16 protein-coding genes and 2 tRNA genes are annotated in these 20,535 nt (G+C 69.9%); 11 read left to right on the plus strand and 7 right to left on the minus strand.

From position 1 onward, the window contains the following. The first annotated feature begins 66 nt into the window (after positions 1-66). From gnd to AB0N84_RS11330, 8 genes are all read left to right on the plus strand, one after another. Positions 67-954 (plus strand): phosphogluconate dehydrogenase (NAD(+)-dependent, decarboxylating), encoded by an 888-nt coding sequence (gene gnd / locus AB0N84_RS11295; protein WP_182045847.1) that lies wholly within the window; start codon positions 67-69, stop codon positions 952-954. Between the two features lie 33 nt (positions 955-987). Beyond that, on the plus strand, positions 988-2,166 hold the full coding sequence (gene recF, locus AB0N84_RS11300) for a DNA replication/repair protein RecF (RefSeq protein WP_182045848.1): 1,179 nt from the start codon (positions 988-990) through the stop codon (positions 2,164-2,166). Beyond that, on the plus strand, positions 2,166-2,666 hold the full coding sequence (locus AB0N84_RS11305) for a DciA family protein (RefSeq protein ID WP_182045849.1): 501 nt from the start codon (positions 2,166-2,168) through the stop codon (positions 2,664-2,666). Before recF ends, AB0N84_RS11305 begins: the two co-directional genes overlap by 1 nt. A 133-nt stretch (positions 2,667-2,799) precedes the next feature. Then, positions 2,800-4,809 carry a DNA topoisomerase (ATP-hydrolyzing) subunit B gene (gyrB, locus tag AB0N84_RS11310; protein WP_182045850.1) on the plus strand — a complete coding sequence of 670 codons (2,010 nt, stop codon included), beginning with the start codon at positions 2,800-2,802 and terminating at the stop codon, positions 4,807-4,809. Positions 4,810-4,942: 133 nt separating this feature from the next. Further along, complete coding sequence (gene gyrA, locus AB0N84_RS11315) at positions 4,943-7,600, plus strand: DNA gyrase subunit A (protein WP_069712648.1); 2,658 nt, start codon at positions 4,943-4,945, stop codon at positions 7,598-7,600. Next, positions 7,593-8,000, plus strand: a complete 408-nt coding sequence (locus AB0N84_RS11320; RefSeq protein ID WP_182045852.1) for a DUF3566 domain-containing protein — start codon at positions 7,593-7,595, stop codon at positions 7,998-8,000. Before gyrA ends, AB0N84_RS11320 begins: the two co-directional genes overlap by 8 nt. A gap of 76 nt (positions 8,001-8,076) precedes the next feature. After that, positions 8,077-8,153: transfer RNA gene (locus AB0N84_RS11325), tRNA-Ile, on the plus strand. A gap of 32 nt (positions 8,154-8,185) precedes the next feature. Further along, a tRNA-Ala gene (locus tag AB0N84_RS11330) sits at positions 8,186-8,258 on the plus strand. A 711-nt stretch (positions 8,259-8,969) separates the two neighbouring features. On the opposite strand, the gene AB0N84_RS11335 is transcribed toward AB0N84_RS11330, so the two are convergent. Then, a complete protein-coding gene (locus AB0N84_RS11335; RefSeq protein WP_182045853.1) occupies positions 8,970-9,545 on the minus strand; it encodes a hypothetical protein in 576 nt (191 codons plus the stop codon). A 117-nt stretch (positions 9,546-9,662) separates the two neighbouring features. Here AB0N84_RS11335 and AB0N84_RS11340 point away from each other — a divergent pair, with 117 nt between their 5' ends. Together AB0N84_RS11340 and AB0N84_RS11345 are read left to right on the plus strand one after the other, a co-directional pair. Beyond that, positions 9,663-10,202 carry a peptidylprolyl isomerase gene (locus AB0N84_RS11340; RefSeq protein ID WP_069712650.1) on the plus strand — a complete coding sequence of 180 codons (540 nt, stop codon included), beginning with the start codon at positions 9,663-9,665 and terminating at the stop codon, positions 10,200-10,202. 5 nt (positions 10,203-10,207) lie between these two features. Next, positions 10,208-11,074 (plus strand): rhomboid family intramembrane serine protease, encoded by an 867-nt coding sequence (locus AB0N84_RS11345; RefSeq protein ID WP_069712651.1) that lies wholly within the window; start codon positions 10,208-10,210, stop codon positions 11,072-11,074. Positions 11,075-11,412: 338 nt separating this feature from the next. Here AB0N84_RS11345 and AB0N84_RS11350 read toward each other — a convergent pair whose 3' ends face one another. Then, positions 11,413-11,667, minus strand: a complete 255-nt coding sequence (locus tag AB0N84_RS11350) for a cell division protein CrgA (protein ID WP_069712652.1) — start codon at positions 11,665-11,667, stop codon at positions 11,413-11,415. Positions 11,668-11,749: 82 nt separating this feature from the next. Here AB0N84_RS11350 and AB0N84_RS11355 point away from each other — a divergent pair, with 82 nt between their 5' ends. Then, positions 11,750-12,394: a gamma-glutamyl-gamma-aminobutyrate hydrolase family protein gene (locus AB0N84_RS11355; RefSeq protein ID WP_069712653.1), complete on the plus strand. Its 645-nt coding sequence runs from the start codon at positions 11,750-11,752 to the stop codon at positions 12,392-12,394. A 157-nt stretch (positions 12,395-12,551) separates the two neighbouring features. On the opposite strand, the gene pknB is transcribed toward AB0N84_RS11355, so the two are convergent. The 5 genes from pknB to AB0N84_RS11380 all read right to left on the minus strand — a co-directional run bounded on the left by pknB (position 12,552) and on the right by AB0N84_RS11380 (position 20,532). Then, positions 12,552-14,387: a Stk1 family PASTA domain-containing Ser/Thr kinase gene (gene pknB / locus AB0N84_RS11360; protein ID WP_363546272.1), complete on the minus strand. Its 1,836-nt coding sequence runs from the start codon at positions 14,385-14,387 to the stop codon at positions 12,552-12,554. Between the two features lie 121 nt (positions 14,388-14,508). Next, positions 14,509-16,278, minus strand: coding sequence for a protein kinase (locus AB0N84_RS11365; RefSeq protein WP_289458317.1), 1,770 nt, complete (start codon positions 16,276-16,278; stop codon positions 14,509-14,511). After that, positions 16,275-17,729: a penicillin-binding protein 2 gene (locus AB0N84_RS11370; RefSeq protein WP_363546275.1), complete on the minus strand. Its 1,455-nt coding sequence runs from the start codon at positions 17,727-17,729 to the stop codon at positions 16,275-16,277. The genes AB0N84_RS11365 and AB0N84_RS11370 overlap by 4 nt, the downstream gene beginning before the upstream one ends. Next, a complete protein-coding gene (locus tag AB0N84_RS11375) occupies positions 17,726-19,165 on the minus strand; it encodes an FtsW/RodA/SpoVE family cell cycle protein (RefSeq protein WP_182045857.1) in 1,440 nt (479 codons plus the stop codon). The genes AB0N84_RS11370 and AB0N84_RS11375 overlap by 4 nt, the downstream gene beginning before the upstream one ends. Further along, positions 19,162-20,532, minus strand: coding sequence for a Stp1/IreP family PP2C-type Ser/Thr phosphatase (locus AB0N84_RS11380; RefSeq protein WP_363546278.1), 1,371 nt, complete (start codon positions 20,530-20,532; stop codon positions 19,162-19,164). Before AB0N84_RS11380 ends, AB0N84_RS11375 begins: the two co-directional genes overlap by 4 nt. Positions 20,533-20,535: the final 3 nt, after the last annotated feature.

The raw sequence follows: 20,535 nt of genomic DNA on the forward strand, positions 1-20,535 counted from the left end.
CGGCAGCCGTACCACTGCGCTGACTCGCGACGAGCATCAGCGCGACGACGAACAGAAGAGGAAATCATGCACATCGGTCTTGTCGGCCTCGGTCGCATGGGCAACAACATGCGTGCCCGTCTCCGCAACGCAGGCATCGAGGTCACCGGCTACGACGCGAACCCCGCCGTGTCGGACGTCGCCGACCTCGGCGCCCTCGCCGCCGCACTGCCCGAGGGCAAGAAGCTCGTGTGGGTCATGGTCCCGCACGGCAAGATCACCCACGACGTGATCACCGACCTCGCCGAGGTCCTCGGCGAGGGCGACCTCGTCATCGACGGTGGCAACTCGAAGTGGCTCGACGACGAGGTGCACGCGAAGCAGCTCGACGCCAAGGGCATCCGCTACATGGACGCCGGCGTCTCCGGTGGCGTCTGGGGCAAGGACAACGGCTACGGCCTCATGGTGGGCGGTGCCCCCGAGGACGTCGAGTTCGCCATGCCGGTCTTCGACGCGCTGCGTCCCGAGGGTCCCCGCGAGGAGGGCTTCTCGCACGCCGGCGGCGTCGGCGCGGGCCACTACGCGAAGATGGTCCACAACGGCATCGAGTACGCCATCATGCAGGCGTACGGCGAGGGCTACGAGCTCCTCGAGGCCAAGGACATCGTCCACGACGTCCCCGCGGTCTTCGCCGGTTGGCAGCGCGGCACCGTCGTGCGCTCCTGGCTGCTCGACCTGCTCGTGCTCGCCATCAACGAGGACCCGAAGCTCGACGAGCTCGAGGGCTACGTGGACGACTCGGGCGAGGGCCGTTGGACCCTCGAAGAGGCGATCGAGCTCGCGGTGCCGATGCCCGCGCTCTCCGCGGCCATGTTCGCCCGCTTCGTCTCGCGTCAGGGCAGCCAGTCCCCGACGATGAAGGCCGTCGCGGCGCTCCGCAACCAGTTCGGCGGCCACGCCGTCAAGAAGGCGTAGCTCAGGTAACCACCTGAGCTCGTCTCGGCCCGCGTGCACGTCGACCACCTGCAACTCACCGACTTCCGGAACTACCGGGAGGCGGAGGTCGACCTCGCACGCGGGCCGAACCTGTTCGTCGGACGGAACGGGCAGGGCAAGACCAACCTGGTCGAGGCCATCGGCTACCTCTCCACCCTCGGGTCGCACCGCGTGCCGACGGATGCCGCCCTCGTCCGCCAGGGCTGCGACGCGGCGATCGTCCGCGCGCGCCTGGCGCACGAGGACCGCAGCATCCTCGCCGAGGTCCAGATCAACCGGACGGGCTCGAACCGCGCGCAGGTGAACCGCGCCGCGATCAAGCCCCGGGAACTCCCGCGGTACTGCACGAGCGTGCTCTTCGCGCCCGAGGACCTGGCGCTCGTCCGCGGTGAACCGTCAGGCCGCCGACGGATGCTCGACGAGCTCCTCGGCCAGATCGCCCCGCGGATGCAGGGCGTGCTCGCCGACTACGACCGGACGCTCCGGCAGCGCAACACCCTGCTGAAGTCGGCCCGTGCCACCGGTGCCCGCGCCGGGTCGCTCGCGACGCTCGACGTCTGGGACGACCGGCTCGTGGCGTTCGGCTCCGAGATCGTCGCGGCGCGCGACCACCTGACCCGACGGCTCGCCCCGTTCGTGACGGACGCCTACGCGACCGTGGCGGGCGAGCGGCACGAGGCCACGATCGCGGGCGTGCTGAGCATCCGCGGCGGCGACCCCGAGGACGCCGGCGCGACCGACCCGGTCCTCGGGACCCCGGAGGAGCCCGTGTCCGTGGCCGCCGCGGCCGAAGCGTTCCGCGCGGCGCTCGAGCGCCGCCGACGCGACGAGCTGGACCGCGGCCTGACCCTCGTCGGACCCCACCGGGACGACGTGCTCTTCGAGCTGAACGGGTTACCCGCCCGCGGGTACGCGAGTCACGGCGAGTCCTGGTCGTTCGCGCTCGCCGTGCAGCTCGCCAGCGCCGCGGTGCTCCGCGCCGAGTCGACGCTCGGCGACCCGATCATCATCCTCGACGACGTCTTCGCCGAGCTCGACGAGTCGCGCCGGGAACGCCTCGCCGGCGCGGTCGCGGACTACGAGCAGGTGCTCATCACCGCGGCCGTGTTCGGCGACGTGCCCCCGCAGCTCGCGGCGCACACGGTCCGGATCGAGGCGGGCACGATCGTGACCGACGAGGTGGACGCCTGATGCCGAAGCCGTGGCGGCCCACCGAGCCCGCACGGGTCTACCGACACCTGCGGGCCGTCCTCGGCGACCCGTCCCTGCGCACCGTCGACGCTCGACGCCGGCGCTCCCGCGAACTCGACGCCGACACCGTCCCCTACGGCTCCGGGCGCGAACCGCGCGGACTCGGCGACGTCGTCGGTTCCCTCGCCCAGGAGCTCGGCTGGACGGAGCCGCTCGCCCGCTCCGAGCTGTTCGTCGACTGGCCCGCGGTGGTCGGCGAGGAGCTCGCGAAGCACTCCCGCCCGATGACGATCGACGACGGTGCGCTCGTGATCCGCTGCGACTCGACGGCCTGGGCGACGCAGCTCCGGCTCATGCGCGCGACGGTCACGACGACGATCGCTGAACGGCACCCCGAGGCCGGCGTGCAGTCCATCCGGGTTTCCGGGCCGGACGTCCCCACCTGGAAACGCGGCCCCAGGACCGTCCAGGGGCGCGGTCCTCGCGACACCTACGGCTGACGGGACGAAATCGTCCTCGGGGACGAAGAACTCCCGTCCAGCGGCGGAATCAGCCCCGGGGGCGGGGGTCGCTGCGGTAGACTGGCGAGTGCAGTGTGCGGGCGTTCCGCGCGCAGGCAGGAGCAATCCCGACATGACATCAGAATCTGACGACGACCGGACGATCCCGCAGGACGAGACCGAGCAGGCCCCACCGACGGAACCATCGTACGGCGCAGACCAGATTCAGGTGCTGGAGGGGCTCGAGGCCGTCCGCAAGCGCCCCGGTATGTACATCGGTTCCACCGGTCCGCGCGGTCTCCACCACCTGGTGCAGGAGATCGTCGACAACTCCGTGGACGAGGCCCTCGCCGGGTACTGCGACACCATCGACGTCACGATCCGTGAGGACGGCGGCGTCCGCGTCGTCGACAACGGCCGCGGCATCCCGGTCGACGTGCACGCGGCCGAGGGCGTCTCGACGCTCCAGGTCGTGCTGACCGTCCTGCACGCCGGCGGCAAGTTCGGCGGGGGCGGCTACGCGGTCTCCGGTGGTCTGCACGGCGTCGGTTCCTCGGTCGTGAACGCCCTGAGCTCGGAGCTCGACGTCGAGGTCCGCCGGCAGGGCAGCGTCTGGCGCCAGAGCTACACCGACGGCGTCCCGGTCGCACCGGTCTCCCAGGACGAGGCGACCGAAACCACCGGCACGACGATCACGTTCTGGCCGAACGCCGACATCTTCGAGACCGTCGAGTTCGACTACGAGACGCTCCGCACACGCTTCCAGCAGATGGCCTTCCTCAACAAGGGCCTCCGCATCAACCTCACCGACGAGCGCACCCCGGACGAGGGCGAGGACGCACGGAAGGACTCCTTCCGCTACGAGCGCGGGCTCCCCGACTACGTCGAGTACCTCAACGCGCAGAAGAAGGCGGACCTCGTCCACCCGGACGTCATCGCGATCGAGGCCGAGGACACCGAGCGGAAGATCGCGCTCGAGCTCGCGATGCAGTGGAACACCTCGTACCAGGAGAGCGTCCACACCTTCGCGAACACGATCAACACGCACGAGGGCGGCACCCACGAGGAGGGCTTCCGCGCTGCGCTGACGAGCCTCGTCAACCGGTACGCCCGCGAGACGAAGATCATCAAGGAGAAGGACGACAACCTCACGGGTGACGACATCCGCGAAGGCTTGACGGCCGTCATCTCCGTGAAGCTCGGCGAGCCGCAGTTCGAGGGCCAGACGAAGACGAAGCTCGGCAACACCGAGGCGAAGTCCTTCGTGCAGCGCGTCGTCGGCACCGAGCTCACCCACTGGTTCGAGAGCAACCCGGCGCAGGCGCGCGACGTCGTGCGGAAGGCGATCCAGGCCTCGCAGGCCCGGCTCGCCGCGCGCAAGGCCCGCGAGACCACCCGGCGCAAGGGGCTGCTCGAGTCGGGCGGCATGCCCGGCAAGCTCAAGGACTGCCAGTCGAAGGACCCGACGCTGTCGGAGATCTTCATGGTCGAGGGTGACTCCGCCGGCGGTTCCGCCGTGCAGGGCCGCAACCCGATGACGCAGGCGATCCTGCCGCTGCGCGGCAAGATCCTCAACGTCGAGAAGGCCCGCCTGGACCGCGCACTCGCGAACCAGGAGATCCAGTCGATGATCACGGCGTTCGGCGCCGGCATCGGCGAGGACTTCGACCCGGACAAGGCCCGGTACCACAAGATCGTGCTCATGGCCGACGCGGACGTCGACGGCCAGCACATCACGACGCTGCTCCTGACGCTGCTGTTCCGCTACATGCGGCCGCTCATCGAGCGCGGCTACGTGTACCTCGCACAGCCGCCGCTGTACCGCCTGAAGTGGTCGAACTCCGCGCACGAGTACGTCTTCAGCGACCGGGAGCGCGACGCCCTGATGGCGTCCGGCCTGGCGGCCGGCAAGCGCATCCCGAAGGACAACGGGATCCAGCGCTACAAGGGTCTCGGCGAGATGGACTACAAGGAGCTCTGGGACACCACGATGAACCCGGACACCCGTACGCTCCTGCAGGTCACGCTCGAGGATGCCGCCGCGGTCGACAGTGTCTTCGCGACCCTGATGGGTGAGGACGTCGAATCGCGACGCCAGTTCATCCAGCAGAACGCGAAGGACGTCCGCTTCCTGGACATCTGACCCGGGTCCCCGTCTCGAGCCGGACGGGAGGCGCGGTGCCAGCCGCGCTTCCCGGTCCGGACCACCTGTGGTCGCGCCCACCGCGACGAACGTCACCACGGCCTCCAGGCCGTCAGAAAGGGAACGCAAGCCAATGGCTGACGAGAACGAGAACGGCGCCGACGAGCAGCCCGAGATCGTGCACGGCGACAGCGGGGACATCGTCGTCTCCGGCGACCGCATCTCGCAGGTCGACCTGCAGCTCGAGATGCAGCGGTCGTACCTCGACTACGCGATGTCCGTCATCGTCGGTCGTGCGCTGCCGGAGGTCCGCGACGGCCTGAAGCCGGTGCACCGCCGCGTGATCTACGCGATGTTCGACGGCGGCTACCGGCCGGACCGGGCGTTCTCGAAGTGCTCCCGCGTCGTCGGCGACGTCATGGGTCAGTTCCACCCGCACGGTGACAGCGCGATCTACGACGCGCTCGTCCGCCTCGTGCAGCCGTGGTCGCTCCGCTACCCGCTCGCGCTCGGCCAGGGCAACTTCGGTTCCCCGGGCAACGACGGCGCCGCGGCCCCGCGGTACACCGAGACCAAGATGGCGCCGCTCGCCATGGAGATGGTCCGGGACATCGACGAGGACACCGTCGACTTCCAGGACAACTACGACGGCCGCACCCAGGAGCCAGCGATCCTGCCGGCCCGCTTCCCGAACCTGCTCGTCAACGGCTCGGTCGGCATCGCGGTCGGCATGGCGACGAACATCCCGCCGCACAACCTCCGCGAGGTCGCCGAGGGCGCGCAGTGGGCGCTCGCCCACCCGGACGCGACGCGCGAGGAGCTCCTCGGCGCGCTCATGCAGCGCATCAAGGGCCCGGACTTCCCGACCGGGGCGCAGATCCTCGGCACGAAGGGCATCCAGGACGCCTACCGCACGGGCCGTGGCTCGATCACGATGCGTGCCGTCGTGAACGTGGAGGAGATCCAGGGCCGCACGTGCCTGGTCGTCACCGAGCTGCCGTACCAGGTCAACCCGGACAACCTCGCGATCCGCATCGCCGAGGGCGTGAAGGACGGCAAGCTCTCCGGCATCGCCGACATCCGCGACGAGACCTCGGGTCGCACCGGCCAGCGCCTCGTCATCGTGCTGAAGCGCGACGCCGTCGCCAAGGTCGTGCTGAACAACCTGTACAAGCACACGCAGCTGCAGGAGAACTTCGGCGCGAACATGCTCGCGATCGTCGACGGTGTGCCCCGCACGCTGGCGCTCGACGGGTTCATCTCCGCTTGGGTCGACCACCAGATCGACGTCATCGTCCGTCGGACCCAGTACCGGCTGCGCGAGGCCGAGAAGCGCGCGCACATCCTCCGCGGCTACCTGGCGGCGCTCGACGCCCTCGACGAGGTCATCGCGCTCATCCGCCGGTCGCCCGACGTCGAGGAGGCGCGCACCGGCCTGATGGACCTGCTCTCGGTCGACGAGATCCAGGCCCGCGCCATCCTCGAGCTGCAGCTCCGCCGCCTGGCCGCGCTCGAGCGCCAGAAGATCCACGACGAGGCCGACGAGCTCGAGCGCAAGATCGCCGACTTCCAGGACATCCTGGGCTCGGAGACCCGGCAGCGCACGATCATCGGCGACGAGCTCGCGGAGATCGTCGACCGCTTCGGCGACGACCGTCGCAGCGAGATCATGCTCGGCTACGACGGCGACATGTCGATCGAGGACCTCATCCCCGAGGAGGAGATGGTCGTCACCATCACCCGCGGCGGGTACGTCAAGCGCACGCGCAGCGACAACTACCGCTCGCAGCACCGCGGTGGTCGTGGGGTCAAGGGTGCCCAGCTCCGTGCGGACGACATCGTCGAGCACTTCTTCGTCACGACGACGCACCACTGGCTGCTGTTCCTGACCGACCAGGGCCGCGTCTACCGGGCCAAGGCGTACGAGCTGCAGGAGGCGAGCCGTGACGCCAAGGGGCAGCACGTCGCCAACCTGCTCGCGATGCAGCCCGACGAGCAGATCCAGCAGGTGCTCGACATCCGCGACTACGAGGCCGCGCAGTACCTCGTCCTCGCGACCGAGCAGGGCCTCGTCAAGAAGACCGCGCTGACCGAGTACGACACGAACCGCACCGGCGGCATCATCGCGATCAACCTCCGCGAGGGCGACAAGCTCGTCCAGGCGCTGCTGGTCGACGAGACCGACGACCTGCTCCTCGTGTCGAAGCACGGCATGTCGCTGCGCTTCACCGCGACGAACGACACCCTGCGCCCGATGGGTCGCTCGACCTCCGGCGTGAAGGGCATGTCCTTCCGCGGCGACGACGCGCTCCTCGCGGCCCGGGTGGTCTCGGACGACGGCTACGTCTGGGTGATGACCGAGGGCGGGTACGCCAAGCGCACCGCCGTCGAGCACTACCGGGTCCAGGGCCGTGGTGGCCTCGGCATCAAGGTCGCCAAGCTCGCGGCCGACCGGGGCGACCTCGTCGGGGCGCTCATCGTCGGCGCGGACGACGAGGTGCTCGTCGTGCTGCAATCGGGCAAGGTGGTAAGGTCCTCCGTGTCCGAGGTGCCCGCCAAGGGTCGCGACACGATGGGTGTGGTCTTCGCGAGGTTCGCGGAGAACGACCGGATCATCGCGGTGGCTCGGAACAGTGAGCGGAACCTGGACGACCAGGACGACGCCGAGATCGAGCCTGCGGGCCCGGTGGAGACGGTCAGCCCTGACGAAGCGGCCCCGGAACCCGCCGACCCCGCCGACACCGAGCCTGTCGAGGACGAGGCCGGAGAGGACCAGTCGAACAATGAGTAGTGTCGCCGAGAAGCTCCAGAAGAAGGCGAAGCGGCCCGTCGGCACCCGTCAGGTCCGTCTGCGGCTGGTGTACCTCGACTTCTGGTCGATGGTGAAGCTCAGCTTCCTCATCGCCCTCGCCGGGTCGATCGTGATCGTCGTCGCGACGGCGCTGGTGTGGGTCATCCTCAACCAGACGGGCGTGTTCACGCAGATCGACGCCCTGCTGCGGGACGTGACCGGGCAAAGTGGTTACTCGATCATGGACCAGTTCTCCCTCGGGCAGGTCCTCGGGTTCTCCGTCGTGGTCGGCATCCTCAACGTGGTCGTCGGCACCGTGCTCGGCGCGATCGTGAGCGTGCTCTACAACCTCAGTGTGCGGATCACGGGCGGGCTGCTCGTGGGCTTCACGAACAACTGACACACCCGGCCGGATGGGTTCCCACCGCTCGATTTCGTTCTGCGGGATCGTTGGGGTAGGCTTTCATCCGGTCTGAGGGGCTATAGCTCAGGCGGTTAGAGCGCTTCGCTGATAACGAAGAGGTCCAAGGTTCAAGTCCTTGTAGCCCCACCACTTCCCTCCGGGGCCGGTACGCTGGCCCGAACGGGGCCTTAGCTCAGTTGGTAGAGCGCCTGCTTTGCAAGCAGGATGTCGGGAGTTCGATTCTCCCAGGCTCCACTCCCGCAAGCCCCCGGGTGCCACGTCGTGGCCCCGGGGGCTTCGTCGTGTGCTCGCGCTGCTCCGCTCGGCTCCGCGGTGGTGGTGGTGGCGGCTGCTGCGGTGGGGGCTTCCGAGGTTCCGCAATTGCGGCATCTCGCGCGGCTGGCGGGCTCTCCGTGGGACCCGGACGGCGACCGGGCGGCGTGTTCCGGGACCTCGCGGGGTGCATGCGGGCGCGTCTCTGGTGCGGTGCGCCGGACGGGAGGCGCGTGGCGGGGGTGCACCGCGCCTCCCGTGCGACAGACGGTCACCCGTGCGCCGCAGAGGCCGGTCCGCTGTGACGAGCGTCGTCCACTGCGCTTCGCCACGGCTCCCACGGAAGCTGGGCGGGTGATCCTCGCGCCGTGGGTTGCCGAGCGGGCAGGACATGCCGCGTGCGTGGCGCCGAGCGGGCGGTTCCCGTCGCCGTCGACCGCCGAGCGATGCGGAAGCGGCCCGCTCACGGCGGTCTCGGCGGTGGCGCGCAACTCGGGTCCTCGGCCCGGGTATCCGGTTGTCCAGTCGCCGAGCGGGCAGGACGTGCCGCGAGCGTGACGCCGGGCGGGCGCGATCTGTCGGCGGAGGCTGCTGAGAGTGACGGAAAGTGTCCGCTCGCGGCGGCGGGCGGGCCGGCGCGGGACGACGAAGGGCCCCGGCGCAGTGCCGGGGCCCTTCGATCGAACCGGGAGGTCAGGCGGCGGGCTTCTCCGCCGAGTCGGCGTCGTCGGCGACCCAGAGGTCGTCGTCGGCGCGGAGCGTCTGGTACGCGGCATAGGCGGCACCGGCGACGGCGACCACGCCGACGACGATCAGGGCGACCCCGCCGAAGCCCAGCCCCTTCTTCTGGTGGCCGGGCGTGTACTTCGCCGCGACCTTGCCGGCCTTCTTGCCCTTCTTCTGGGCTTCCTTCACGATCTTCTTGACGCGCGGGTCCTTCGCCAGGTCCTTCACGCTCAGCACGGAGCCGGCGGTCGCGACGAGACCGGGGACGACCTCGGTCTGGAAGCGGTGCGAGGCGCTCTGCGCGGCCGACGTCGCGGCGTGCACACCGGTGGCGACCGCGGGGCGGATGCCGTTGTCGATCGCGTTCTGGACACGCGGTGCGATGTCCTTGCGAGCTGCGTCTGCTGCGTGCGAGCGGGCCTCGGCGAGGATCGCGTTCGCGTGCTCGAGGACCTTGCGCTGCTCGCCGAGGAGCGAGGCGGTCTTGCCCTTGAGCTTCTTGATCTGCTTCCGACGCTTGCGCGGGATCTCGATCGTCGTCATCTGGTACCTCCATCGGAACGGCGTGACCCCCATCCTGCCACCGAGCACCCTGACAGGTCACGGATCGTCGGCTGTGTGATCCGTGTCACCGTCGGGAGTACATGCGAGAATCGAGACATGTCTCTGCACACCGCTGTCGCAACGATCCACACGAACAAGGGCGACGTCCGCGTCAACCTGTTCGGCAACCACGCTCCGAAGACCGTCAAGAACTTCGTCGACCTCGCGACCGGCAAGCAGGAGTGGACGCACCCCGGCACGGGCAAGGTCTCGACCGACAAGCTCTACGACGGTGTCGTCTTCCACCGCATCATCAAGGACTTCATGATCCAGGGCGGCGACCCCCTGGGCCAGGGCATCGGTGGCCCGGGCTACCGCTTCGACGACGAGATCTCCCCGGAGCTCACGTTCCAGGAGCCCTACATCCTGGCGATGGCGAACGCCGGCATCCAGGGTGGTCGTGGCACGAACGGCTCGCAGTTCTTCATCACCACCGTGGCCACCCCGTGGCTGCAGGGCAAGCACACCATCTTCGGTGTGGTCGCTGACGACGAGTCCCGTGCGGTCGTCGACGCGATCGAGGGCGTGCCGACCGACGGTCGCGACAAGCCCGTCGACGACGTCGTCATCGAGAGCATCGACGTCGAGGACGTCTGAACTCGGTGACCGACCAGGGCTCCGACCGGGCGAACTACTGCTACCGGCACCCCGACCGGCAGAGCTTCATCCTCTGCCAGCGGTGCGGACGGACGATCTGCACCGAGTGCCAGACGCCGGCCGCCGTGGGTGTGCACTGTCCGGAGTGCGTGCGTGAGCAGCGGGCGCAGTTCCAGTCGAACCGTCGCGCGTCCGGCGCACCGAGCAGCCTGACGGTCGCTCGGCGCCGGTTCGCGATGGTCGACCAGAAGGCGACCGTGGTGATCATCGCCGTCTCCGTCGTCATCTGGTTGGTGAACCTGCTCTCCGGCGGCCTCGTCAACCAGTGGTTGGCCTACTGGACGCCGCTGGTGGGCACGCAGCCGTGGCGCCTCGTCACCGGCCTGTTCGTGCACTCCTCGTTCCTGCACATCGCCTTCAACATGCTCGCGGTGTTCATCTTCGGGCGGATGCTCGAGAACCTGCTCGGCACGTGGCGCTTCCTGGCGCTGTACTTCCTGGCCGGGCTCGGTGGCGACCTCGCCGTCTCCCTGTTGACGCCGGGGACGCCGGTGGTCGGAGCCTCGGGCGCGATCTTCGGGCTGTTCGCGGCGTTCTTCGTGATCCAGCGGAGCCTCGGCAACAACGCCGTGCAGCTCCTGGTCATCATGGGTCTGAACCTGCTGCTCGGGTTCCTGCCCGGGGCGAACATCTCCTGGCAGGCGCACGTCGGCGGGATCGTCCTCGGGTTCGTCACGGGGTTCGTGTTCTCGAAGACCCGGAACATCCGGCAGCGACGGCTGCAGATCGGCCTGCTCGTGGCCGAGGCGGTGGTCCTCGTCGCCGGCATCGGTGCCGCATACCTCACCGTCGGCGGCTACGTGATCGGCTGATCGGCCGCACGGCTCCTCGAACGCCCCGCTCCACCACTCGGTGGAGCGGGGCGTTCGTTCGTTCTCCACACCTCGGGCGCGAGTTCTCCACAACTGGGGACAACTCGGTGAGTTACACCGGTGTGATTATCCCCACTGTGGACTCCGCTGTGGATAACTCGGGGGCCGGGATGTGGATGGCCGTGTGGAATGTGTGGAGAACTGTGGACAAGCGGCCGTCCTGGTGTGGACGAGCGCGAATCCGTGACCGCGGCCCTGTGGAGAGCGCGATCGAGGCCCGGAACGACGACGCCCGCCGTACCGAGGGGTACGACGGGCGTGTGGAGGTGGGGGCGTGGTCAGCGCCACCGGGTGGTCATGAGGAAGCCGACGAACATGATGCCGAAGCCGATGAGGATGTTCCAGGAACCGAGGGTCGGCACCGGCAGGGTCGTGTTCGAGATGTAGAAGACGATCACCCACGCGAGGCCGACGAGCATGAAGCCGAACATGACCGGCTTGAACCACACGGGGTTGGGCTGGTCACCCGCCGTGTCGACCGAGTCGGCTCGGGTCCTCCGGGCGGGCTTGGTGCGGTCCTTGTCCTTGGCCATGGCCGGTATCCTACCGTGACCGCGTGTGTGGGAAGACCCTCAGGAGCCTGCGCACATCCCCCACGAGTACGGTGATCCGACCATGACCAAGATCCTCGTCATCGACAACTACGACAGCTTCGTCTACACGCTGAACGGGTACGTGCAGCAGCTCGGCGCCGAGACCGACGTCGTGCGCAACGACGCCTTCGCCGAGGACGAGATCGCCGAGCGCATCGCCGACTACGACGGCGTGCTGCTCTCCCCGGGTCCCGGCACACCCGCAGACGCCGGGCTGTCGATCCCGACCGTGCACGCCGCGATGGCGGTGGAGAAGCCCCTGCTGGGGGTCTGCCTCGGGCACCAGGCCATCGCCGAGGCCCTCGGGGCGACGGTGACGCACGCCGAGGAGCTCATGCACGGCAAGACGTCGCAGGTCGACCACGACGACAGCGTGCTGTTCACGGGCGTGCCGCACCCCTTCACGGCGACCCGCTACCACTCGCTCGCGATCGTCGACGGCACCGTGCCCGACGAGCTCACCGTGACCGCCCGGACCGGCGGCGGCGTCATCATGGGCGTCGAGCACCGGGACCACCCGCTCTACGGGGTCCAGTTCCACCCCGAGTCGGTCCTCACCGAGGGCGGCTACCGCATGGTCGGCAACTGGCTCGAGACCACCGGTCTCGAGGGTGCCGCGGAGCGGGCGGCCGCGCTCAACCCGCTGATCGCCGAGCACCGCGCCTGAGCGCACCGACCGCCTGCGACAGCAGCGCGTCCGGGGCGCGACGATCGCGCGGGAGGTGCACGGCGGGGGACGGTACCGGCTGACCACGCCGGACCGGCGGGGCGGGCGCGAGCCGTGCCTCCCGGCCGGACCGAGCGGTCGCGACAGCGTGCGCGGACTACTGCCCGTCGCCGCCCTGGTCGCCGCCGCCCTGGCCGCCGTCACCCTGACCACCGTTGCCCTGGCCGCCGTCCTGCGCGGGTGCGGACGGCTGCTGCGACGGCTGCCGCACCGGGGCGGCGCAGTAGGTGAGGACGACCGTGCTGCCCTGGGCGATGTCGCCCTCCGGGGCGCTCTGCTGCGTCACCGTGTTGCCCGTGCAGGTGTAGGTCGGGGACGCCTGCACGTCGAGCCCGAGGTTCGCGAGCGTCGTGTTCGCCGCCGAGATAGGCTGCTGCGTGACGTTCGGCAGCCGGACCTTGCCGTTCGACACCGTCAGGTTGACGACGGAGCCCTTCTCGAGCTGCGTGCTGCTCGCCGGGTCGGTGCTCATGACCGTGCCCTCCGGCACGTCCGGTGAGTAGTCGGAGTTGATCGCGCCGACCTCGAAGCCGGCCGCCTCGAGTGCCTGCTGGGCCGCGTCCTGGCTCTGCTTCGCCACGTCGGGCACGGCGACCTGCTCCGGTCCGAGCGACACCACCACCCGGATGCTCTGGTTGCGGGCCACGTTGGTGCCGGAGCCGGGCTCCGTGCGGATCACGGTGTCCTTCGCGACGTCGTCGGAGTTCTCACCGACCTCCACGGCGCCGAGGTCGCGCTTCTCGAGCTCGCCGCGCGCGGAGTCCCACGTGGCACCGACGACGTTCGGCACCGACACGGACGACGACACGGGGGCCTTGCCCGGCTGGAGGTTGGCGACGAAGAAGACGACGCCGGCGATGACCGCGGCGGTGAGGATGATGCCGAGCCAGATCCACGCGACCGGCGGACGGTTCTGCGTGCGCTGCGGACGGTGTTCCGCGGTGTCGTCGTCGAGCTCGCGGAAGGCGACGGCCGGGTTCGACGTCGTGCGCGGGTTGACGCCGAACAGCATGGTCGAGGCGTCGTGCGCGGCGTTCTGCTGGAGCGTCCGCGTCGAGACCGGGACCCGACCAGCGGCGGCCTGCTGCAGGTCGGTCCGGAACTCGGCGGCGTTCTGGAACCGCCGGGTGCGGTCCTTCACCATGGCGTGGAGGGTCACGGCGTCGAGTGCCGGCGACACTTCCGGCGAGAGGGTCGACGGGGCGACCGGCTGCTCGCTGACGTGCTGGTAGGCGACGGCGACCGGCGAGTCGCCGGTGAACGGCGGTCGGCCGGTCAGGAGCTCGAAGAGCACCACGCCCGTGGAGTAGAGGTCCGTCCGGGCATCGACGGTCTCGCCGCGCGCCTGCTCCGGGGAGAAGTACGACGCGGTGCCGAGGATCGACGTCGTCTGCGCGACCGTGGCGGAGGTGTCGGTGATCGCCCGCGCGATGCCGAAGTCCATGACCTTGACCTGGCCGCTGTGCGTCACCATGACGTTCGCGGGCTTGATGTCGCGGTGCACGACGCCGGCGCGGTGCGAGTACTCGAGGGCGGTGAGGATGCCCTCGGTGATGCGGACCGCCTCGGCCGGGGCGAGCGGGCCGTCGTCGAGGACGTCGGACAGCGCGCGGCCGTCGACGTGCTCCATGACGATGTAGGGCACCTGCACCTCGGCGCCGGAGGGCTCGGTGACCGTCTCCTCGCCGGCGTCGTAGACGCGGACGATGGTCGGGTGCGCCATGCGGGCGGCGGCCTGTGCCTCCTGCCGGAAGCGGATCCGGAAGGCGGGGTCGTTCGCCAGACTCGGCTTGAGGAGCTTGACGGCGACCTTGCGTCCGAGCCGGGTGTCCGTGCCCACGTGCACCGTTGCCATGCCGCCGCGACCGATGACGTCACCGATCTCGTAGCGGTTCGCGAGGAGCGTGATCCCCGCGGTCACACCTTCAGGCACGTACTCCTCCGAATGTCCGTCCGAGTCAGTGTACGGCAGCCCTCTCTGGTGGGAGGCTGACCACGGGGGCCGCCGACGAACCGTTACACAACGGTGTCGACAGCCCCCGTTCGGGTGTCGCTCAGTTCGAGTCCTGCGGACCGCTGCTCGGGTTCGTGCCGTCGGACGGGTCCTGCGTCGGTTCGGCCGAGGCCTCCCACGTCGCGGTCGCCGAGTCGGAGTTCTCCGAGGCGGCGAGCGTGCCACCGGACTGGCTCGTGCAGGTCACGTTGTACGCGAAGACGACCTGGTCGCCCGCGGCGTCCGCCTGGATCGTGACCGCGGTCGACGAGGTGTCGCCGGAGGTCGCGCCCGAGGCGTCCTTGCCGTTCGACACGGTCCACGTGTACTTCGACACCGAGTAGCCGTCCGGGCACGTCGCCGCGGACCAGCTGAAGGTGACCTGACCGGTCTCCGACACGGTGCCGGCGTCCGGGGTGTTCGGCTTGTTGGCCGTCGGCGGGGTCGTGTACTGCGTGATCGTGACGAGTGCGCCCTTGGTCACGCTCCCCGTCGGGGTGAGGTCGGCCACCGTGTTCGCCTGGTCGGCGGACGGTGCCGGGCTGCCGTCCTGCACGGTCACCTCGAAGCCGAGACCGCGGAGCGCCGACGCGGCGTCGTCGGTGGCGCGGCCGACGTAGTCGCTCTTGTTCAGGAACAGGCGCGACGCCGTGGGCGTGGCGCTCGGCGTCTGGCTCGGCGGCGGGGTGGTCCGGGTGGGTGCCGGCCGGGACGACGAGGCACTCGGGTCGGGCTGGCTCGAGCCACCGAGCGCGAACGCCGCGACGACCGCGCCGATGACGAGGAGGGCGACGATGCCGACGACCCACCAGATCCAGGCGCGCTTCTTCCGCGGTTCCTCGTCCTCGGGCCCGACGGGCGAGCCCGGGGTACCGGGCGGACCACCGACCGCGCCACCGGCCTGGGTGCCGATGAGCGCCGTCGCGGCGTCGTTGCCGGCGCCCTGCGGCGGGTTGAACGCGACCGTGCCGTCGCCGCCGATCGCGGGGACCGCCACGGTGGCCGCCGCGACGTCGCCCCGGCGCAGGGCCTGGGCCGCGCGGGCGAGGTTCGCCGCGGTGGCGGGCCGGTCGGCCGGCTTCTTCGCGATGCAGGAGAGCACGAGCGCGGAGACCGGCTCGGGCACGTCGCCGGGCAGCGCGGGCGGCTGCTCGTTGATGTGCGCCATCGCGATCGCGACCTGCGACTCCCCGGTGAAGGGGCGACGGCCGGCCAGCGCCTCGTACGCGACGATGCCCAGCGAGTAGATGTCCGTGGACGGCGAGGCGGGGTGGCCGCTCGCCTGTTCCGGCGACAGGTACTGCACGGTGCCCATGACCTGACCGGTGGCCGTCAGCGGCACCTGGTCGGCGATGCGGGCGATGCCGAAGTCGGTGATCTTCACCCGACCGTCGGGCGTGATGAGCAGGTTGCCGGGCTTGATGTCGCGGTGCACCAGGCCGACCGCGTGCGCGGCCTGCAGCGCGTTCGCGGTCTGCGCGACGATGTCCAGCACCTTGTCGACCGGCAGCGTGTGCTCCCGCTCGATCATGGTCGACAGTGCCTCGCCCGGGACGAGCTCCATCACGAGGTAGGCGCTGCCGTCCTCCTCGCCGTAGTCGAAGACGTTGGCGATGCCCTCGTGGTTGACGAGGGCGGCGTGCCGGGCCTCGGCGCGGAAGCGCTCGAGGAAGCCCGGGTCACCGAGGTACTCGTCCTTCAGGATCTTGAGTGCGACGGTCCGGCCGATGACGAGGTCGGTCGCCTGCCACACCTCGCCCATGCCGCCGATCGCGACCCGGGAGGAGAGCTGGTACCGCCCACCGAAGGTGAGTCCGCTGGTGGGTCTCATTTGTTCAGCACCGCCTCCATGACCTTCTTCGCGACCGGAGCCGCGACCGTGTTGCCGACGCCGGACTGCCCGAGCCCGCCGCCGTTCCCGACGACGACCGCGACGGCCACCTCGGGGTTCTTCGCCGGGGCGAACCCCGTGAACCAGAGCGTGTACGGGTCACCCGTACCGCCTTCCGCCGTCCCGGTCTTCCCGGCGACGTCGACACCGTCGATCCTGGCATTCGTGCCGGTCCCGCTGCTGACGACGCTCTGCATCGCCTCGGTCAGGTCGGCTGCCTCGGAGCCGGACAACGGATCGCTGTACTGCTTCGGCGAGAAGGACTGGACGGTCTTCAGGTCGCTGGTCGTGACCGAGTCGACGAGCGTCGGCTGCATGACCTTGCCACCGTTGGCGATCCCCGCCGAGACCATCGCCATCTGCAGCGGCGAGACGCGGACGCTGGCCTGGCCGAAGGCGCTCAGCATGAGCTGGGCGGTCGAGTCGACGTCGGGGTACTGGCTCGCGGTCGCGCGCATCGGGACCTCGATCGCGTCACCGAAGCCGTACTCGTCCGCGACGGACTTGATGGCGTCGTAGCCGAGCTTCTGGCCGAGCTCCGCGAAGGGGATGTTGCACGAGTTCTGGATCGCCGTGCGCAGCTTGACCGTGTCGCCACCGCCGCAGGAGCCGCCCTCGGCGTTGTTGATGTACGACGAGGTGCCCGGCAGCTGCAGGCGTGACGGGTTCGGGAACTCGGAGTCGAGGTCGTACTTGCCGTCCTTGAGGGCCGCGGACGCCACGATGAGCTTGAAGACCGATCCGGGCGTGTACAGGTCGCCGCCGATCGCGCGGTTCTGGAGCGGCGTCGGGGTCTGCTGGAGCAGGGCGTCGTACTGCGCCTTGACCTCGGCGGTGTCGTGCGAGGTGAGCGCGTTCGGGTCGTAGTCGGGCTTCGACACCATCGCGAGGATCTTCCCCGTCGACGGCTCGATGGCGACGACCGCGCCCGTGTTCGTGCCGAGCGCGTCGTACGCCGCCCGCTGCACGTCGGGGTCGATCGTCAGGTTGACGTTGTCGCCCTGGACGTCCTGTCCGGTCAGGATGGCGTTGAGGTTCTGGAAGAACGACGCGTCCGAGTTGCCGGAGAGCACGGCGTTCTCGGCGCTCTCGATGCCGGCGTTGCCCTGACCGATCGTGAAGTACCCGGTGACGGCCGAGTACAGCCCGCCGTTCGTGTACTCGCGCTGGTACTGGTACTGGTCGTCCGAGGGGGTCGACTCGGCGATCGGGCTGCCGTCGACCAGGATCGCGCCGCGCTTGGTCGAGTAGCTGTCGAGGATCGTGCGCGAGTTCCGTGAGTCGGCGCGCAGCGAGTCGGCGGCGAAGAACTGGATGGACGTGGTCGACACGAAGAGCGCGACGAACATGAGCACGATGACGGTCGACACGCCGCGGAGCTGTCGGTTCACCGGGTGCGCTCCTTCCTGGACGATCCGCGACCGCGAGCGGCGGCCGGGATCGCGCCCTGCTGGACGCGTTGTTCGGCGGGGATCGCGTCGGTGAGGCGCAGCAGCATCGCGGCGATGATCCAGTTGGCGATGAGCGACGATCCACCCGCGGCCATGAACGGTGTCGTGAGACCCGTGACCGGGATGATCCGGGTGATGCCGCCGACGACGACGAAGACCTGCAGCGCGATGATGAAGCCGAAGCCGACGCCGAGGAGCTTGCCGAAGTCGTCCTGCGCCATGAACGCGACGCGCAGGCCCCGGGATGCCAGGACGATGAAGAGCGCGAGGATCGCGAAGACGCCGATGAGCCCGAGCTCCTCGCCGAGCGACGCGACGATGTAGTCCGCGTTGGCGACCGGGGTGATGTACGGACGCCCCTGCCCGAGGCCGGTCCCGGTGATGCCGCCGTTCGCGAAGCCGAACAGGCCCTGGACCAGCTGGTAGCTGCCCTGGGTCTGCCGGTCGAAGATCGTCTGGTCGAACGGGTCGAGCCACTGCTCGAACCGGCCCCGCACGTACACGAGGACCGACTGCGCGACGAGGGCGCCGCCGACGAAGAGGCCGAGGCCGATCACGACCCAGCCGAGCCGGGCCGTGGCGACGTAGATCATCACGAGGAAGAGCCCGAAGTAGAGCAGCGCCGTGCCGAGGTCGCGCTGGAACACGAGGACGGCCATCGCGGCGGCCCACATGACGAGGATCGGGCCGAGGTCGCGCGCTCGGGGGAACGTCATCCCGGCGAACTTCTTGCCCACGATCGACAGCGAGTCGCGCGCGGTCACGAGGTACCCGGCGAAGAACAGCGCCATGGTGATCTTCGCGAGCTCGCCCGGCTGGAACGAGAAGGGGCCGATCCGGATCCAGACGCGCGCACCGCCGACGTTCGACCCGATGCCCGGCAGCATCGGCAGGAGGAGCAGCGCGATGGTGGCGGCCATGAAGATGTAGCGGTACCGCTGCAGGAAGCGGTGGTTCCGCACGGCCAGGAGCGTGATCGTCGCCAGGACCATGGCGAGCATCGTCCAGACGATCTGCTTGACGCCGATCGCGTCCCAGCCGGTCAGGCCGTTGTGCACGTCGATGCGGTAGATCTCGGCGATGCCGATGCCGTTGAGCACGAGCGCGATCGGCAGGACGAACGGGTCCGCGTTCTTGGCGACGACCCGGAGCACCACGTGCATGACGAGCGCGAGTCCGAGGATGCCGCCGCCGACCCACAGCACGCCGGTGTCGAACAGGCGTCCCTTGGTGCCGAGCTGCACGAGCACCATCGCGCCGGCGCAGATGCCACAGGCGATGACGAGCAGCACGAGCTCGAGGTTCCGGGCGCGGGCGGGCTCGCGCAGCTTGATCGTGATCGCCTGCGTGAACGACTGCGCGGTCGCGGCGCTCACCGGCGGGCTCCCGGGGACGCGGACGGCGAGGCGCTGCCCGACGGCGCGGCGGAGCGGGACGGCGTCGGCGTGGGTGACGACGATCCACCGTCCCCACCGGTGCCGGCCTGGTCCTGCCCGGTCTCGGCGGCCTTGCGCAGGCGGTCGACGATGTCGCGCGCGTCGGACAGGGACTGCGCGTTGATCGTCGAGCGGACGTTCTCCCGCGTGTAGTCGGGCAGCGACGAGACGGTGACGTCGGTGTCCTCGTACACGTCGGAGAGGGCGATCGGACCGATCGACTGCTGCACGCCGCGGTAGATCGCGACGGTGCCGCGGTCGGTCCCGACGTAGTAGTGCGCCTGGGTGATCCGCCAGCCGAGCCAGACGGCGCCGACGAGGGCGGCGACGGCGACCACGAGGGCGATCGTCCACGCGATCCGGCGACGGATCCGACGCCGGCGGTCCTCGGCGATGAGCTCGGCGAAGAACTGGTCGGACTCCGGCTCGAAGTGCGAGTCCTCGGGGGCGGTGGAGACCTTGAGCGGGTGGAGCAGGATCGTGGGGAGGCGGATCGGCTTGCGGCCGGTCGACGCCTCGAACGTGAGCGGAGCGGCCGCGGACCCGACGGTCGTCGCGGCGTCGTCGTCGTCCTCGGGCTCGGTGTCGGTGACGTCCATCACGACGACGGTGACGTTGTCCGGGGCGCCGTGGTCGAGCGTCTCCTTGACGAGTCGCTGCGTCACCTGGTTGGCGTCCATCGTGGACGCCAGCGCGTGCCGGATCCGCTCCTCGGCCAGGTACGACGACAGACCGTCCGAGCAGAGCAGCCAGCGGTCCCCGGTCTGGATGTCCATGACGGCCGTGTCGACCTCGGGCGCGGCGTCGACGTCGCCGAGCACGCGCATGAGCACCGACCGGCGCGGGTGCACGGCCGCCTCCTCCGGCGTGATCCGGCCGCTGTCGACCAGCCGCTGGACGAACGTGTGGTCCGACGTGATCTGCTGCAGCTCGCCGTCACGCATCCGGTAGATGCGCGAGTCGCCGATGTGGGCGATGGCGATCTGCTCGCCGACGCGGATGAGGGCGGACACCGTGGTGCCCATGCCGGTGAGCTCCTGGTGCTCGAAGACCGTCTCGGTGACGAGCTGGTTCGCGGCGATGAGCGCGGACTGCAGGGCGAACTCGGCGTCGTGCGCGGAGGGGAACTCGCGGTCGACCTCGCGGATCCGGCGGATGGCGATCGCCGAGGCGACGTCGCCACCGGCGTGCCCGCCCATGCCGTCGGCGACGGCGAACAGGTGCGTGCCGGCGTACCCGGAGTCCTGGTTGTTGGAGCGGATGCGCCCCACGTGGGACACAGCGGCGCTCAGCGTGCGAGCCGTCATGTC

This window comes from Curtobacterium sp. NPDC089185 (genome assembly GCF_040685235.1).
GTDB classification, from domain to species: Bacteria; Actinomycetota; Actinomycetes; order Actinomycetales; family Microbacteriaceae; genus Curtobacterium; species Curtobacterium citri.